Annotated in this window: 15 protein-coding genes; 11 read left to right on the top strand and 4 right to left on the bottom strand. The window is 47.3% G+C overall.

Annotation, left to right across the window (positions count from 1 at the left end; translation table 11 throughout):
• Positions 1–48 precede the first annotated feature (48 nt).
• The 4 genes from H7F15_RS00290 to H7F15_RS00275 all read left to right on the top strand — a co-directional run bounded on the left by H7F15_RS00290 (position 49) and on the right by H7F15_RS00275 (position 4,076).
• The gene (locus H7F15_RS00290) at positions 49–1,011 is read left to right on the top strand and encodes a CPBP family intramembrane glutamic endopeptidase (protein ID WP_185194954.1); all 963 of its coding nucleotides are present in this window, start codon (positions 49–51) and stop codon (positions 1,009–1,011) included.
• 58 nt (positions 1,012–1,069) lie between these two features.
• The gene (locus H7F15_RS00285; protein ID WP_221626953.1) at positions 1,070–1,897 is read left to right on the top strand and encodes a phosphatidate cytidylyltransferase; all 828 of its coding nucleotides are present in this window, start codon (positions 1,070–1,072) and stop codon (positions 1,895–1,897) included.
• 96 nt (positions 1,898–1,993) lie between these two features.
• Complete coding sequence (locus H7F15_RS00280) at positions 1,994–3,268, top strand: Glu/Leu/Phe/Val dehydrogenase (RefSeq protein ID WP_185194953.1); 1,275 nt, start codon at positions 1,994–1,996, stop codon at positions 3,266–3,268.
• 124 nt (positions 3,269–3,392) lie between these two features.
• Positions 3,393–4,076, top strand: coding sequence for a phosphatidylserine decarboxylase family protein (locus H7F15_RS00275; protein ID WP_185194952.1), 684 nt, complete (start codon positions 3,393–3,395; stop codon positions 4,074–4,076).
• Between the two features lie 414 nt (positions 4,077–4,490).
• Here H7F15_RS00275 and H7F15_RS00270 read toward each other — a convergent pair whose 3' ends face one another.
• Positions 4,491–4,973, bottom strand: coding sequence for a GAF domain-containing protein (locus H7F15_RS00270; protein ID WP_185194951.1), 483 nt, complete (start codon positions 4,971–4,973; stop codon positions 4,491–4,493).
• A gap of 82 nt (positions 4,974–5,055) precedes the next feature.
• On the bottom strand, positions 5,056–6,078 hold the full coding sequence (ribD, locus tag H7F15_RS00265) for a bifunctional diaminohydroxyphosphoribosylaminopyrimidine deaminase/5-amino-6-(5-phosphoribosylamino)uracil reductase RibD (RefSeq protein WP_370523372.1): 1,023 nt from the start codon (positions 6,076–6,078) through the stop codon (positions 5,056–5,058).
• Between the two features lie 168 nt (positions 6,079–6,246).
• Between ribD and prmC the strand changes: the two genes are divergently transcribed.
• From prmC to H7F15_RS19310, 6 genes are all read left to right on the top strand, one after another.
• Entirely contained in the window at positions 6,247–7,125 is an 879-nt protein-coding gene (gene prmC, locus H7F15_RS00260) for a peptide chain release factor N(5)-glutamine methyltransferase (RefSeq protein WP_221626952.1), read from the top strand.
• Positions 7,126–7,196: 71 nt separating this feature from the next.
• Positions 7,197–8,231, top strand: a complete 1,035-nt coding sequence (gene galE / locus H7F15_RS00255; protein ID WP_185194950.1) for a UDP-glucose 4-epimerase GalE — start codon at positions 7,197–7,199, stop codon at positions 8,229–8,231.
• A 1-nt stretch (position 8,232) separates the two neighbouring features.
• On the top strand, positions 8,233–9,282 hold the full coding sequence (gene rfbB, locus H7F15_RS00250; protein WP_185194949.1) for a dTDP-glucose 4,6-dehydratase: 1,050 nt from the start codon (positions 8,233–8,235) through the stop codon (positions 9,280–9,282).
• A 186-nt stretch (positions 9,283–9,468) separates the two neighbouring features.
• The gene (gene rfbA, locus H7F15_RS00245) at positions 9,469–10,338 is read left to right on the top strand and encodes a glucose-1-phosphate thymidylyltransferase RfbA (RefSeq protein WP_185194948.1); all 870 of its coding nucleotides are present in this window, start codon (positions 9,469–9,471) and stop codon (positions 10,336–10,338) included.
• A 9-nt stretch (positions 10,339–10,347) separates the two neighbouring features.
• Entirely contained in the window at positions 10,348–11,082 is a 735-nt protein-coding gene (locus H7F15_RS00240) for an acetolactate decarboxylase (protein ID WP_221626951.1), read from the top strand.
• A gap of 122 nt (positions 11,083–11,204) precedes the next feature.
• Positions 11,205–11,984: a tetratricopeptide repeat protein gene (locus H7F15_RS19310; protein ID WP_221626950.1), complete on the top strand. Its 780-nt coding sequence runs from the start codon at positions 11,205–11,207 to the stop codon at positions 11,982–11,984.
• A 45-nt stretch (positions 11,985–12,029) separates the two neighbouring features.
• Here H7F15_RS19310 and chrA read toward each other — a convergent pair whose 3' ends face one another.
• Both chrA and H7F15_RS00220 read right to left on the bottom strand, forming a co-directional pair.
• Positions 12,030–13,199, bottom strand: a complete 1,170-nt coding sequence (gene chrA, locus H7F15_RS00225) for a chromate efflux transporter (RefSeq protein ID WP_185194947.1) — start codon at positions 13,197–13,199, stop codon at positions 12,030–12,032.
• 71 nt (positions 13,200–13,270) lie between these two features.
• A complete protein-coding gene (locus H7F15_RS00220) occupies positions 13,271–14,254 on the bottom strand; it encodes an isopenicillin N synthase family oxygenase (protein WP_185194946.1) in 984 nt (327 codons plus the stop codon).
• A gap of 102 nt (positions 14,255–14,356) precedes the next feature.
• On the opposite strand from H7F15_RS00220, the gene H7F15_RS00215 reads away from it, so the two are divergent.
• Complete coding sequence (locus H7F15_RS00215; RefSeq protein WP_185194945.1) at positions 14,357–15,196, top strand: hypothetical protein; 840 nt, start codon at positions 14,357–14,359, stop codon at positions 15,194–15,196.
• The last annotated feature ends 678 nt before the right edge of the window (positions 15,197–15,874 follow it).

The following is a 15,874-nucleotide window of genomic DNA, read 5'->3' as shown; positions in this document are numbered from 1 at the left end:
AATTTAATTATTCGCGTAAATTTACACCAATTTAACCTAAACTCCTGTATGAAAGGTTTCATCTCTAAAGAGACACATCCGGTTTATGTGATCCTGCTGTTGCTGGCATTTATGATAGGCGGCTATTTTGTGGGCAGTTTTATATTTGCCGTACTGGCTACCACTGTCTTCAATATTGGCTTTGTCGAGATGCCTGATATAGCACTTGACCCGGCCTCGCACCCCAGCGGGCGCAACATTATGCTGCTACTGCAGGGCGTGGTGCAGTTTATGTCTTTTATAGTTGGTCCGCTTATCATGCTGCGGGTTTTACGGTATAAGATCGATCCATACCTGAACTGGAAAATGCCTGTAACGCCGCTGCTGGTTTTGTTGTCGGGTATTCTGATGATCATTATTATGCCGGCCAACTCGGTTGTCATTAACTGGAACGCTACGCTAAACTTCCCGGACTTTATGAACGAGTTTGAGCAGTGGGCGCGTGCCAAGGAAGATGAGCTGGCCGAACTGACCAAACTGATCGCCAATTTTGATGATGTGCCGAAACTGCTGGTAGGCCTGCTGGTTATTGCCGTGATACCGGCCATTGGCGAAGAAATTGTGTTCCGGGGTGTGTTGCAGAAACAGTTGCACCGCTGGACAGGCAACCCGCATGTGGCCATCTGGATTGCCGGGCTGGTGTTTGCTGCCATTCACGTACAGTTTTTCGGGTTTGTGCCGCGCGCTATTTTAGGTGCTTTGTTTGGCTACCTGTATTTCTGGTCGGGGCGGATTTCGGTGCCTATAGTTGCACACTTTTTCAACAATGGTTTCACGGTGCTGCTGCTGTACCTGCAGCAAACCGGTGCGGTAGATTTTGACGTGGAATCGACGGAGCCGATGAACTGGTGGAGCGTACTGATCTCGTTCCTGCTGAGCGCTGCCGTGCTTTATTACCTTTATACTGAGTTTAAGGAAGTACCGCGACGCAACGATGCGCTTCCGGAACCAGCAGCAGAATCTGAACTATAGGTATCTTAAAATATAGATAATTTTATACCTTTAGTGCTCTAATAGCATCCTCTACTACATGGGTAAGAAAATTTCGGGACTGAGCAATGTATGGCAACGCATAATAGTAGGAGTGTTGGGCGCGGCCTTGTTTGTGGGCGGTATAGTTGTAAGCGAGTGGACCTATTTTCTGCTTTTTCTGGGGCTGATGCTGCTTGGGCTGTTCGAGTTTTATAAACTGGCCGGAGCCCAAAGCATAAAACCCAATAAGTTTATAGGCATTACCCTCGGAGCTGTACTTTACGTTGCCCTTTTCCTGATAGAAGAAGACCTGATAGGGGGCGAACTGCTTTACCTGACCATGCCGCTGCTGGGGCTGGCGTTTGTGCTGGAACTATACCGGAAGCAGCCGCAGCCATTCACTAATATTGCTTTTACATTGCTGGGCGTACTGTATGTAGCATTGCCGTTTGGCCTGCTGCACAAAATTGCCTACCTGCCCCAGGCCTATACCTGGCAACCCGTACTTGGCCTGATGCTGTTGATCTGGTCATCCGATACGGGCGCTTACATTGCCGGTAAAAACTTCGGGAAAAATAAACTGATGGAGCGCGTATCGCCGGGCAAGACCTGGGAAGGCTGGATAGGCGGCTCTGTTCTTACCTTGATAGTAGCTTTTATTTTAAGCCTGTACCTGCAGGACCTGGCCGTGTACCAATGGCTGGGAATAGGCGTGATCGTATCGGTCTTCGGTGTGCTCGGCGACCTGGTAGAATCGTTGCTGAAGCGCAGCCTGGGGGTTAAGGATTCGGGTACGTTGCTGCCCGGGCACGGTGGCATTTTAGACCGCTTCGACAGCCTGATTATAGCCATCCCGTTTATAGTTGCTTTCCTTCAGATCTTCTGATTTTTGTTTGCTGTATAGTAGGCGGTTGTATGCATAAATTATATACCTTTACTTCATAAATCTTAATCAAACTGATCAAATCAAAAGATTAAAATAATGTTATACAAAGAGCCAGCACCGATCAAGGATAGGGAGAACCCGTTCGAATCGATGATGTCACGCTTCAATATTGCTGCTGAAGTATTGGGGTTGGATGAAGAGACATATAACGTATTAAAATCGCCTACCCGCCAGGTGATCGTGAACGTGCCTGTAACGATGGATGACGGCAAGGTTCGCGTATTTGAAGGTTACCGTGTAATACACTCTACTATACTGGGCCCTTCGAAAGGCGGTATACGTTATGCTCCTGATGTATTTCTGGATGAAGTAAAGGCCCTTGCTGCCTGGATGACCTGGAAATGCGCGGTGGTGGATATTCCTTATGGCGGTGCAAAAGGCGGTATCATCTGCGATCCGTTTACCATGTCGGCCGGCGAGATAGAGCGCTTGACAAGAGCGTACACTGCTGCACTGGCTGATACTTTTGGCCCGGATCAGGATATTCCGGCTCCGGACATGGGTACAGGTCCGCGCGAAATGGCCTGGCTGATGGACGAGTACTCTAAAACAAAAGGCTCTACGGTACACGCTGTAGTAACCGGCAAGCCGCTTGTACTGGGCGGTTCGCTTGGCCGCGTAGAGGCTACCGGCCGTGGTGTGATGGTATCGGCGATGGCAGCGATGGATAAACTGGGCATGGACCCTTCAAAATCTACGGCTGCTATACAAGGCTTTGGTAACGTAGGTGCATGGGCTGCTAAACTGATGGCCGAACGTGGCGTGAAGATATTAGGCGTGAGCGACGTGAGCGGCGCTTACTGGAACGATAACGGCATTGATATTGAAGATGCCATTGAGTACAAGAACGCACACAACGGCCGACTGGAAGGTTACAAAGGTGCTGAAATGATGGACCCGGATGAACTGCTTACTTCTAAAGTAGATGTGATCATCCCGGCTGCTGTGGAAGATGTGATCACGATCAAGAACGTTGATAAGATACAGGCCCGCCTGATTGTGGAGGGTGCCAACGGACCAACTTCTTACAAAGCCGACAACATCATCAACGAAAAAGGTATTATGGTGGTGCCGGATATCCTGGCAAACTCAGGTGGTGTAACCGTATCTTACTTTGAGTGGGTACAGAACCGCATGGGCTTTAAATGGACACTGGACCGCGTAAACGAGCGTGCCGAGCGTATCATGAACGAGTCGTTTGAGCGTGTTTATGCCACATCGCAAAAGTATAATGTACCAATGCGTATTGCCGCTTACATTGTGGCTATAGACAAGGTAGCCATGACGTACAAATACCGCGGAGGCTTCTAAGCAAAGATTTTTATAAAAATAAGCGAAAGTTTATATAATTTTGATGCAGATAATAGCCCATCCACGAAACTGGATGGGCTATTATAACTTATAAAAGTAGCTGCAGTAATTTCACAACACAAGAATGAAGATTCATAAAGAAGGACGAAAAATTCTGTTTTTTACATTGTTAGGGTTAGTAGCAATCAACTTGTTGCTTTACCACTTCAACTCCGAAAACAATACCTTCAACAAAATTTTCTCCGGTGTATCTGCAGTGCTGTTCCTGCTTATACTTCAGTTTTTCCGGAGTCCGTACCGCAACCTGCTGCTGCACGAAGACCTGCTGGTAGCCCCTGCCGATGGGAAAGTAGTGGTAATAGAGGAAGTAGAAGAGCCGGAATACTTTAAGGACAAGCGTAAGCAGATCTCTATTTTTATGTCGCCGATAAACGTGCACGTTACGCGTAACCCGGTTTCAGGCATCGTAAAGTATTTTAAGTATCATCCGGGTAACTATTTTGTAGCCTGGCACCCGAAATCAAGCACACAGAACGAGCGCACTACAGTGGTAGTAGAGTCTACTGCAGGCCCTGAGGTGTTGTTCCGTCAGATTGCCGGCGCTATGGCCCGTCGTATTGTCTGGTATGTAAACGAAGGCGATGAAGTTAGCCAGGGCGAGGAGTTCGGCTTTATTAAATTTGGTTCGCGTGTAGATGTTTTTGTACCGCTGGACACGGAGATTAAAGTACAGTTAGGGCAGAAAACCAAAGGCGGCGAAACCGTAATTGCCCAGCTGAAAACCGAAGCTCCAACCTTGTTCGGGTAAGGTTTTAAAGACGTTAGATATTAGACGCTAAACATTAGACTATAAAAACAAAAAGGCCGCTGTAACTATAGTTGCAGCGGCCTTTTTATTTGTCTGAATCAGGATTTACAGGATTATAGGATTGTCAGGATTTGATGTAGAGACGCAAGATTTTGCGTCTCCGCTATGAAACTATAGGCTCAACTATAGTTTGGCAGTACATTGCAACTATAGCCAAGCGAGTCTGGAGGCTCGCACCCACTGTGCGTCACCGGTCAGATACCGGCGCCAGTTTTTAAAACTATAGAACTATAGTTTAAGCGTTGATCTGGACTATGAGTTTTCGAACCGAGCCCAAACTATAGATTTGCTCTTGTAACTATAGCTTTAAATTATAAAGTCTAATGTCTTGAGTCTAAAATCCAGCATCTATATTTAATACCAGCTTTCTACCAGCTTCATCAGCTGCTCCAGGTATTTCTGATCTGTTTCGTCGAAGTCGTTTAGTTTATCGCTGTCTACGTCCAGCACCAGTTTTACATCGCCATCTTTTATAACCGGCACTACAATTTCGGATTTGGATTCGCTGGCGCAGGCAATGTGGCCCGGGAAAGCTTCCACGTCAGGAACAACTATAGTTTCCCGGCGGGTATAGCTTGCGCCGCAAACGCCTTTGTGGTATGGTATGCGAGTGCAGGCAATCGGCCCCTGAAACGGACCTAGCACCAGTTGTCCTTCTTTGTTAAAATAAACGCCAACCCAGAAAAAACCAAACCCCTGTTTCAGGGCAGCTACCAGGTTCGAGATGTTGGCAATCAGGTCGGTTTCGCCGGTTGTTAAGGCTTCGATCTGCGGTAACAGGCTTTTATATTTTTCTTCTTTGCTAAGGTTCTGGTCAACGATAAGCGATTCGGCCATGGGGTTTAATTTTGAATAACTGAATTTTGAATGATTGAATAAAGGAGCAATTGTTAATTGCTTATTGTTAAATGATTACTGTTCACTGATTTCTGTAATGCAACAGTTGGTCGGTGCCTAATGTTTGCTGCTCTATTAAGGTGCCAAAGTTCATAGTTGGGGCTTTTGTGCCTTCGGCTATAGTTAGGGCAGTGTTTTTCAGGATGAAGGCTTCGTCCCACAGATTTTCTTGCAACAGGCTTTCCAGCAGGTAGGTACCACCTTCTACCAAAACAGAGATCACATTCCGCTTATGCAGGTCGGTCATTATCTGTGGTAGCAACGGTTCAGTTTCCTGCAGCTGCACAAAGAATAGATTCTCTTGGTCTTGCTGTTTCTTATAGTTGTAAACTATAGTTGGCTGGCTGCCATCAAACAGGTTTATAGTTTGGGGCAAAATTAGCTGGCGATCTATGACTATACGTAACGGGTTTTTGCCGCTCCAGTGTCGGGTGTTCAGGCGTGGGTTGTCCTGCAGTGCAGTGCGGGTGCCTACCATAATGGCCTGTTCTTCGGCGCGTAGTTTATGCACAAAGCATTTGGCCAGCGCCCCGCTGATCTGTAGTTGCTTACAACCCGGGCCGGCTACAAAACCATCAGCAGTTTCAGCCCATTTTAAGATAATGTAAGGCCGCTTTAAACGATGGCTGGTAAAGAAACGCTTGTTCAGTTCCAGTCCTTCCTGCTCCAGCAAGCCGGTTTCTACTTTTATGCCTGCATTCAGCAACTTCTGCACACCACGTCCGGCTACCAAGGGGTTCGGGTCCAAGTTACAGATAACCACATCGCGCACGCCGCTATCAATCAAAAGATCAGCGCAGGGCGGCGTTTTACCGAAATGCGAACAAGGCTCTAAGGTTACATATATACGGCTCTCAGGCAGCAAACTTTTGTCCTGCACACTGGCAATGGCATTTACCTCGGCGTGCGGGCCACCATACTGCTGGTGCCATCCTTCGCCAATTATCTGCCCCTTATGCACTACCACGCAGCCTACCATTGGGTTAGGAGCGGTGTAACCGCTGCCCAACCTGGCTAGTTCCAGTGCACGCCGCATGTAAGACACTTCGCTCAAGTTAGAAAGTTAAAAAGTTTGTAAGTTAGAAAGTTATGAATGTAGAAACGCAAGATTTTGCGTCTTTTCCATTTGCGTCTTTGGTTAGACGTGCAAATTCATCTCCACATCTTCAGATCTCCAAATTTTCAAATAGATAAAGTTAACTTTGCAAAGATATTGAAATCAACACAAACTATAGCCGTGGCCACCGTTCAGCAAATAGCACAAACTTTAAAACAACAGCTTACTACAATTTACCCGGAGTCTGAAGCAGGCGCTATGGCCCAGCAGGTGCTGGAGCATGTACTGGAGCAGAACCGTGTGCAGCTGAGTTTAAATCAACTTCAGGAAGTAACTATAGATCAGCAAAATAAGCTACAAACTATAGTTAAACGTCTTTTGCAACACGAGCCGCTGCAGTATGTGTTGGGCGTAGCGCATTTTTATGGATTAGAGTTGCAGGTAAATCAGAACGTGCTTATTCCGCGCCCCGAAACGGAAGAACTGGTGGACCTGGTGATAAAGGAGCACCGGAATCAGCAAAACTTACGGGTACTGGATATTTGCACCGGCAGCGGCTGCATTCCTATAGCCTTGGCTGAAAACTTGAAAACGGAAGCAGTATATGGCCTGGAAGTATCGGGAGACGCGCTGGAAGTGGCAAAAGCAAATGCCGCAAACTATAACCAACCTATAAACTGGCTGCATCAGGATATTTTTGACGATGTACAAACTATAGCTCCGGCTTCGTTAGACATTATCACCAGCAACCCGCCTTATGTGCTGGAAAAAGAGCAGCAACTAATGCGTGCTAACGTGCTAGACTACGAACCGCACCTGGCCCTTTTCGTACCCGACACCGACCCGCTGAAGTTTTACAAGCACATTGCTGTAGTTGGCTATAGTTTGCTGAAACCAGGCGGCAAACTATACTTCGAGATAAACGAGCGCTACGGGCAGGAAACCTGCGATGTACTCTTGCAGGCTGGTTTTGCGGAAGCCAAAATAGTACAGGATCTGTTTGGAAAAGACCGTATGGTGCGGGCAGTTAGATGATTAAACAGAATGTTGTAACTTTACAAAGAATAAAAGATTAAACCCGGCTCTCGGAGCTGAACATATAAAACATGCAAAAGATTTTAGTGACAGGCGGCGCCGGCTACATTGGCTCACACACGGTAGTAGAGTTGTTGCAGGCAGGCTATGAGCCGGTTATAGTTGATAATTTTTCTAACTCCGAGGAGCGCTCGCTGGAAGGCATAAAAGCTATAGTTGGCCGCGATGTAACATGCCACCGCATCGACTGTACGGATGCCGACGCGATGCGCAATGTGTTTGAACAGGAGCAAACCATAGTTGGCGTTATCCATTTTGCAGCTTATAAGGCAGTAGGGGAGTCGGTGGAGAAGCCGCTGATGTACTACCACAACAATGTTGGCTCACTGGTAACGCTGTTGCAGGTAATGCAGGAGTTTGATGTACAGAAACTGGTGTTCTCGTCGTCGTGCACGGTGTATGGCATTCCGGAGCAACTGCCAGTAACGGAGCAAACGCCGGTGCAGAAAGCCAACTCGCCATATGGCAACACCAAAAAAGTATGCGAAGAAATCCTGACCGACCTGGCCAACAGCGGCAACAGCAACATCAAAAGTATAGCCCTGCGCTACTTTAACCCGATCGGTGCGCATCCTTCTGCACAGATCGGCGAATTGCCACTGGGTGTACCAAACAACCTGGTGCCGTTTATTACGCAAACTGCTGCCGGCATCCGCGAGCAGATCACTGTTTTCGGCGACGATTACGACACCCCGGACGGCACCTGCATTCGCGATTATGTACACGTAGTGGATCTGGCAAAAGCGCACGTGGTAGCTATTGAAAGATTGCTGCAAAATAAAGCAGATGCTATTGAGTTCTTTAATGTTGGCACCGGGCAGGGGAATACTGTGCTGGAAGCCATTCATGCTTTTGAGCGTGCTACAGGCGTAAAACTGAACTATAAAATTGGTCCGCGCCGCGTGGGCGATGTGCCTAAAATATATGCCGATGTAACCAAAGCAACCGAAGAGCTCGGCTTTAAAACTACCAGCACCCTGGAAGAAGCCATGAGAAGCGCCTGGGACTGGCAATTACATTTACAAAACACTACAGCAAACTTATAACATGAAGATATTAATAACAGGCGGGGCAGGTTTTATCGGCTCGCATGTGGTGCGGTTGTTTGTAAACAAGTACCCGAACTACCAGATCTATAACCTGGACAAGCTGACCTACGCCGGTAACCTGGAGAACCTGACAGACATAGAGCACAAAGAGAACTATAGTTTCCTGAAAGGCGACATTGTAGATGCCGCTTACCTGGACGAGATCTTCTCCAACTATAAGTTTGATGCGGTAATCCACTTGGCGGCTGAGTCGCACGTGGACCGCTCTATTGCTGACCCGCTGGCTTTTGTGCAGACCAACGTAATAGGCACCGTGAACCTGCTGCATGCGGCTAAAAAGTACTGGGCAGATGATCTGAGCAAACACCTGTTCTACCATATCTCTACCGATGAAGTATATGGCTCACTAGGCGAAGATGGTCTGTTTACAGAAGAAACCCCATACGATCCACGCTCACCTTACTCGGCTTCCAAGGCCAGTTCCGATCACTTTGTGCGTGCCTGGTACCATACCTATGGCCTTCCTGTAAAAATATCCAACTGCTCCAACAACTATGGCCCGAACCACTTCCCGGAAAAGCTGATTCCGCTGGCCATTAACAACATTAAAAACGAGCGTCCGGTGCCGGTATATGGCAAAGGAGAGAACGTGCGCGACTGGCTCTATGTGCTGGACCACGCCCGTGCCATTGATGTGATCTTCCATGAAGGCAAAGTAGGCGATACCTACAATATTGGCGGCATTAACGAGTGGAAGAACATTGACCTGATAGAGCTGCTATGTGATGTGATGGACGAAAAACTGAGTCGTGAGAAAGGCCACTCACGCAAGCTAATCACCTTTGTAAAAGACCGTGCCGGCCATGACCTGCGCTATGCTATTGATTCCAGCAAACTGGTAAACGAGCTGGGATGGAAACCTTCAGTTACCTTTGAAGAGGGCCTGAGCAAAACCGTAGACTGGTACCTGGAAAATAACGAGTGGCTGGAGCACGTGACCAGCGGCAACTATACACACTATTACCAGGAGCAGTACACCAACCGATAGGTTGGGGATTGTTAAATTGTTAAAGGTTAAATTGTTGGCTTACTATAGCTGGTCTATTCCCAATCCATCCAAGGAGTGGAATTATACTTCTTCCCAAGTCCCCCTTTGAAGGGGGTAGGGGGATGACAATCGCAACCAGAGTTGACCATTTAACAATTTAACCTGCAACCATTAAGGCATCAATAAATGAAAGGAATTATACTTGCCGGGGGCTCCGGAACCAGACTTCACCCCCTTACCCTGGCTGTTAGCAAGCAGCTGATGCCGGTGTACGACAAGCCGATGATTTATTACCCGCTCTCAACGCTGATGCTGGCGGGTATCCGCGAGATTCTGATCATCTCCACACCGCACGATTTGCCTATGTTTGAGCGCCTTTTAGGCGATGGCTCGCAGATTGGCTGCAAGTTCAGTTACAAGGTGCAGGAAGTACCCAACGGACTGGCGCAGGCCTTTGTGATTGGCGAGGAGTTTATTGGCAAGGATAAAGTAGCATTGGTACTGGGCGATAACATCTTCTATGGCTCAGGCATGAGCAAGCAAATGCAGGCTAATAACAACCCAGATGGCGGTGTAGTGTATGCCTACCATGTGCACGACCCTGAACGCTATGGTGTAGTAGAGTTTAATGGGGATAATAAAGTGATCTCAATCGAAGAAAAGCCGCAGCATCCTAAAAGCAGCTATGCTGTACCTGGCCTATATTTCTATGATAACGACGTAGTAGCAATAGCCAAGAGCCTGGAACCAAGCGCGCGTGGCGAGTACGAGATCACAGACGTGAACAAAGAATACCTACGCCGCGGCAAACTGAAAGTGGGCATCCTGGACCGCGGTACCGCCTGGCTCGATACAGGTACTATTCAGTCGCTGATGCAGGCGGCTACATTTGTGCAGGTCATAGAAGAGCGACAAGGCCTGAAGATCGGCTGCATTGAGGAAGTGGCCTGGCGCATGGGCTTTATAACAGACGAGCAGCTACAAGCCGCCGCAGAACCCCTGCGCAAAAGCGGCTATGGCGAATACCTGCTCCGGATGCTAAAAGAGAAAAGATAAACTATAGCTATGAATCTCCGCAACTTTATCACCACAGTCGCTGCCTGTGCTATAGTTGTACTATCTGCTGGCTGTGCTACAACCATAGAAAAGAACCAGCCAGATACTACTGTGCAGGTAGTAGGAGCTATGCGCAATGTAATGTGGAAAGGAGAATTGCAGGGAACTATAGCTTTAGACACTATCGCAGACAAAGAGCACCTGTACGGACTGGGGCCTGTAGAATACCTTGCCGGTGAACTGCTGGTTGTAGATGGCAAATCCTACAAGTCAACCGTAATATCGGAGACGGAGATGCGTGTCGAAGAGACCTTTGATGTAAAAGCGCCTTTTTTTGTGTATGTCAACGTGCCCAATTGGAAAGAGCAGCAACTGCCCGACAGCATCCAAACTATAAGCCAACTGGAAGCTTTCTTGGACCAAACCACGAAGCAGGCAAAAAGGCCGTTTGCTTTCAGGTTGGAGGCTACTGTTGATAGTGCCCAGATCCACATCGTAAACCTGCCCAAAGGTACCCAGGTAAGCTCTCCCGACGAAGCGCACCAAGGCCAGGTAAACTATAGTTTGCAGAACCAGGATGTGGAGATTGTCGGTTTCTTCTCCACAGGGCACAAAGCTATTTTCACACATCACGACACGTTCCTGCACATGCACCTAATCACCAAAAACAAAAAGCAAATGGGCCACCTCGACAATTTGTACCTACGTCCGGGCACCATTAAGCTTTATTTGCCGGTGGAGTAATTGCTGGTTTTATTTCAGAAATAGGTTTAATTCAGTTAATTAAGTATATCAGCGATATTTGATAACGCGTTAACGGTAGTGTTCCTGCTTATTAACTAGTTGTTAGAAAGTAAAAAAGCAAAATGAAAGCACTTTTACTATCTCTTGTCATTTTAATAAACGTGTGCAACGCGACAGCTCAATCTGCAAATGAGCTGAATGAAAAGTCAAAAGAGTACCTCACAAACGGGGATATTAATGCTGCTCTTCCGTTATTGAGAAAAGCTGCTGAATTAGGTAGTGCCGAAGCACAATATAATCTTGGTTATTGCTACCAAGTGGGAGCAGGAGTAGGGAAGGACTCTAAGCAAGCTGCTGAATGGTATGCAAAGTCTGCGGAACAGGGTTGGAATGATGGACTCTATGCCATGATGATGGCTTATGGTAATGGAGATGGTGTAGTTCAGGATTTTGACAAGGCTTTCTTATATGCATTAAAGTGTGCGAACAATGGTGATGGTACATGTATGTTTAATGTGATCAATTGCTATAAAGAAGGAACGGGTACTGAAAAGAATCTTAGCAAGATGCTTGACTGGGCTATTCGTTTAGGTAAGCTTGTAAATCCAGAAGACCTGCAGAAAAGTGGATATATAACTTCTGCTAGGTTGAATCTTGCTTACATGTACCGTGACGGAATAGATGTTGAGCAGAACAGTTTTATGAGCTATTTATGGTTTATCTTATATAACGAGTCTAAAAGAGATTTCTCTTATTTCCAGCAACAAGCTATAGTGGATGAGATAAAAGAATTAGAGAAGAGCCTAACCGCTAAGCAAAAGAAAAGTGGGAAAGAAGAAGCTGAGAAATTAGTAGGGAGAGCATTGAATAACTTCTCAAACTTATATAAAGCAGAAATGTAATCTAACAGCTTTAACCATAAGACTTACTTTTTAAGACGCTCTTAACTACAACACAAACCCCAACAACAACCCGGTTAAAATAAGCACCGGCGCCGGAATGCGGGTAAACATCAGCAGCGCAAACGTAGCCACAACTATAGCAAAGTTAAGTAGCGTGTTATCAATCGGGTGGTAAAGCATAATGGCCGCGGCTACTACCATCCCAGAACTTACTGCGCTGATACCTTCCAAGGAAGCCCGCACGACACGGTACTTTTTAAGCTGATCCCAGAAGCGGATAACGAAGAAGATAAGAAACGTGCCTGGTAGGAAAATACCCACTGTAGCTACAAACGAACCCAGAAACTGACCGGCCACACCATACTCGCGCATGGCCAGATTGCCTACAAAAGCTGTGAAGGAGAAAGTTGGCCCCGGTAGTGCCTGCGCAATAGCGTAACCCGACAGAAACTCTTCGCCGGTAAGGTAGCCTTTAAACTGCACAAACTCCGTATACATAAGCGGTACCAGCACCTGCCCGCCGCCAAAAACCATGCTGCCGTTACGGTAGAAGTTCTCGAACAACCTCACTGGTAACGACGAGGTAGCCCCACCCAGCGCCGCCGCCAGTATAAACACACCCACATACAGAAAGAAGTTAGCCCATTGGATGTTCAGGCGTTTGTCCTTTTCCTGGGGATGTTGTTTAAAACGCAGGGCCGTAACAGCGCCACCGGCTATCAACAGCAGCGGGTATACCCACGGCGACCGGAAAAAATACGACAGCACCGCCGAAACTACCATCAGCGCGATAGCCACTTTCGTGTTTACTACTTTTACGCTGATCTTCCAGGCAGCATAGGCTACAAAGCCTACCGCCATTGGCAGTATGATGCGCAGGAAGTGGAGCGAAATATTGTTCTCCTGCAGGTACGAAATAACAAAAGCTGCCAGCGCCATTATAGTAGCGGCAGGCATTATCCATACGAGCAGGGTCAGGTAAGCCAGGTTAGGGCCCCCGATCCGGAAGCCGATAGCTGTTATAGTTTGTGTAGAGGTAGGCCCGGGCAGGATCTGGCAGAGGGCGTTCAGTTCTATCAGTTCCTGGTCGGTGAGGTAGCGGCGTTTTTCTACAAGCAGCTTAAACATTAACGCGATATGTGCCTGCGGCCCACCAAACGAAGTAAGGGCAAGAAGTAAAACGTCTTTCAGGAAGATGTAGTAGCGCAGACTCATGTGCGGTAAAAATAAAAAAAGAGAGACAGCTTGTAACTATCTCTCTTTTAAATATTTCAAAATATTAATACTTAAGCTTTCTTAAGGCCAAGTTCTATCAAACGCTCGGTCAGGTATTCGCCTGCTGTAGCATCCGGGTAAGCCTTCGGGTTTTGCTCATCTATGCAGCTTTCCAGGCAGGTCAGGTCCATTTCGGAGCGTGGGTGCATAAAGAACGGAATAGAGTAGCGCGATGTGTGCATCAGCTCGCGTGGCGGGTTAACCACACGGTGTATCGTAGACTTCAGCTTGTTGTTTGTAAGGCGTGCTAACATATCACCTACGTTCACAATCACCTGTTCCGGCAGAGCCGTGATCGGAATCCACTGTCCATCGCGGCGCAGTACCTGCAGGCCATCTGCGCTGGCACCCATCAGCAGGGTAATCAGGTTAATATCGCCATGCTCGGCAGCTCGTACGGCATCAGCTGGTACACTGTCCGGGTCCTCGATAGGGAAGTAGTGGATCGGGCGCAGAATGCTGTTACCATACTTCACTTTTTCATCAAAGTAATCTTCTTCCAGGCCCAGGTGAATAGCAATAGCGCGCAGCACTTGTTTGCCGGCTGCTTCCAGTTTACGGTAAGCCTCTAAGGTTACTTCTTTAAACTCTGGTACTTCCGTCGGGAATACGTTTTCAGGATACTCTTCTTTGATCGGGTCGCTGTCCGGAATATCGCTTAGTTCCTGGCCAACGTGGTAAAACTCTTTTAAGTCGCCGGTGTTAAAGCCTTTTGCTTTCTCTTTAAACTTACCTACATAGCCACGCTGCCCGGCTAATCCTGGTATTTCATATTTTTGCTTTTCTTCATCCGGCAAAGCAAAAAACTTTTTAGTTGCAGCATACAGCCTTTCAGTCAGCTCGTCGCTCAGGCCATGGTTACGGAGGGCAATAAATCCTATATTCTGATACGCATCACCCAATTTCTTCACAAATCGAGCCCTTCTTTCAGCGTCACCTGACGTAAAATCCGCTAAGTCCAGAGACGGAATTTCGTCGAACAAAATTTCACTCATATTATTTTGCTGTATACTTTTTTGTGTTGTTCACGTAGTTCGCAATATACGAAAAAAATAAATTCACTAACTTAGCTCAATTGCTAACCTAATCTCTTACAGATGAAAAAAACCTACCTTGGCCTGGCAGCCGCCCTGTTGCTGGGTGTTACAGCGTGCGACACAGCACGACAGACGCAGGAAGCTGAAAATCAGACACCTGTAGCCACCACTACTAACACCGGGCCAACTCCTGCCGGAGCAATTATGAGCAAGAACGGCCTACGCGTTTACGCGTTCGACGACTCGCAACAGTATCCGGAATCGGCTTTACGCCTGAACACACCACCTGCAGGTGGCCTTGTGGAGCCGGGTCCTGTAGAATTTAACTACAGCTTGTCGAACTACCAGCTTACCCGTATGACGCCGCACTCTAACGCAGAGCATATGGCAAACTCACAGCAGGGGCAGCACATTCATAACATAGTTGATAATGAACCATATACGGCGCATTACGAGACTACGTTCACCAAAGACCTGAAAGAAGGCGACCACGTTATCCTGTCGTTCCTTTCCCGTTCTTACCACGAGAGCTTAAAACACAAAGGTGCCTATGATCTGCGTATGGTTACAGCCGGTAAGCCAGCCGAGCGTATGCAGTTCGACCTGAAAGCGCCGCACATGTTCTACAGCCGTCCGAAAGGCGAATATGTAGGCAAGGATACCGAAAAGATCATGCTTGATTTTTACCTGGTAAACACGGATCTGAGCCCAACCGGTAACAAGGTACGTGCTACTATAAACGGTACCGAGTTTATGCTGGATCGTTGGTTGCCATATATTATAGAAGGTCTGCCAATGGGCGAAACAACTATAAAACTGGAGTTACTGGATAACAATGGCAATGTACTGCCTGGTCCGTACAATACTGTAGAGCGTAAGATTACATTGAAAGAAAGTTAAGATATAGTAACATTAGGTAAAGCAGAAGGCCGGAGCTGATTGTAGTTCCGGCCTTCTGCTTTCTATAGTTTGATAAGCTATTGCTATAGTTTTCTTATGTGTCATCCCGAGCGCAGCCGATACATCTTATGTGTCTGATAGCTCATTCCTACTCTCCTGTCATTTCGAACAGAGTGAGAAATCTATCTCAGACTATTGTTGTCTATTGTCCTATAGTTTACTTTTTTACCATTCGAACCAAGCCGTCTATTTCATAGCCACTTTTAATCCTGGGAGCTCTAAAAGCCTATAGTTTTATAGTTTCTTTGGCTCCCTCCCGGCCCGGGAGGCCCCGTCTTCGGGCATCGCGCTGCTGCCTTCTTGCTATCCTCCTACGTCGGATTGCCTTGCGGCACCGCAACAAGTCAAAGGCGCTCAACCCAAAGACTGATAACACATTCGATAGCTGCTGCCTTAGCTATAGTTCCTGTACTTGCTCTTGGTTAAAGTAGATCAGTTCTTCACGTGGTTGTAGTTACGAAGGGACAGGTAAACCTGTCCTGCTCTCAGGCTGTAACTATAGAACTATAGCTCCAACTATAACAAGGCAGAGACTGTCCCCTTGAGGGGACTACAGGGGTGTTAAAGCAGTCACTACAGAACTATAGGAACAACTATAGCAGTAGCCGAAAAGTCCCC

Origin of the sequence: Pontibacter sp. Tf4, from assembly GCF_014212495.1 — a bacterium.
In the GTDB taxonomy this organism is placed as follows: domain Bacteria; phylum Bacteroidota; class Bacteroidia; order Cytophagales; family Hymenobacteraceae; genus Pontibacter.
This window is presented reverse-complemented; position numbering and strand designations above follow the sequence as displayed.

What these genes read in the sequence shown, in the direction of transcription:
- H7F15_RS00290 (WP_185194954.1), top strand. Translation starts at nt 49, where the DNA reads ATGAAAGGTTTCATCTCTAAAGAGACACATCCGGTTTATGTGATCCTG.
- H7F15_RS00285 (WP_221626953.1), top strand. Translation starts at nt 1,070, where the DNA reads ATGGGTAAGAAAATTTCGGGACTGAGCAATGTATGGCAACGCATAATA.
- H7F15_RS00280 (WP_185194953.1), top strand. Translation starts at nt 1,994, where the DNA reads ATGTTATACAAAGAGCCAGCACCGATCAAGGATAGGGAGAACCCGTTC.
- H7F15_RS00275 (WP_185194952.1), top strand. Translation starts at nt 3,393, where the DNA reads ATGAAGATTCATAAAGAAGGACGAAAAATTCTGTTTTTTACATTGTTA.
- H7F15_RS00270 (WP_185194951.1), bottom strand. Translation starts at nt 4,973, where the DNA reads ATGGCCGAATCGCTTATCGTTGACCAGAACCTTAGCAAAGAAGAAAAA.
- galE (WP_185194950.1), top strand. Translation starts at nt 7,197, where the DNA reads ATGCAAAAGATTTTAGTGACAGGCGGCGCCGGCTACATTGGCTCACAC.
- rfbB (WP_185194949.1), top strand. Translation starts at nt 8,233, where the DNA reads ATGAAGATATTAATAACAGGCGGGGCAGGTTTTATCGGCTCGCATGTG.
- rfbA (WP_185194948.1), top strand. Translation starts at nt 9,469, where the DNA reads ATGAAAGGAATTATACTTGCCGGGGGCTCCGGAACCAGACTTCACCCC.
- H7F15_RS00240 (WP_221626951.1), top strand. Translation starts at nt 10,348, where the DNA reads ATGAATCTCCGCAACTTTATCACCACAGTCGCTGCCTGTGCTATAGTT.
- H7F15_RS19310 (WP_221626950.1), top strand. Translation starts at nt 11,205, where the DNA reads ATGAAAGCACTTTTACTATCTCTTGTCATTTTAATAAACGTGTGCAAC.
- chrA (WP_185194947.1), bottom strand. Translation starts at nt 13,199, where the DNA reads ATGAGTCTGCGCTACTACATCTTCCTGAAAGACGTTTTACTTCTTGCC.
- H7F15_RS00220 (WP_185194946.1), bottom strand. Translation starts at nt 14,254, where the DNA reads ATGAGTGAAATTTTGTTCGACGAAATTCCGTCTCTGGACTTAGCGGAT.
- H7F15_RS00215 (WP_185194945.1), top strand. Translation starts at nt 14,357, where the DNA reads ATGAAAAAAACCTACCTTGGCCTGGCAGCCGCCCTGTTGCTGGGTGTT.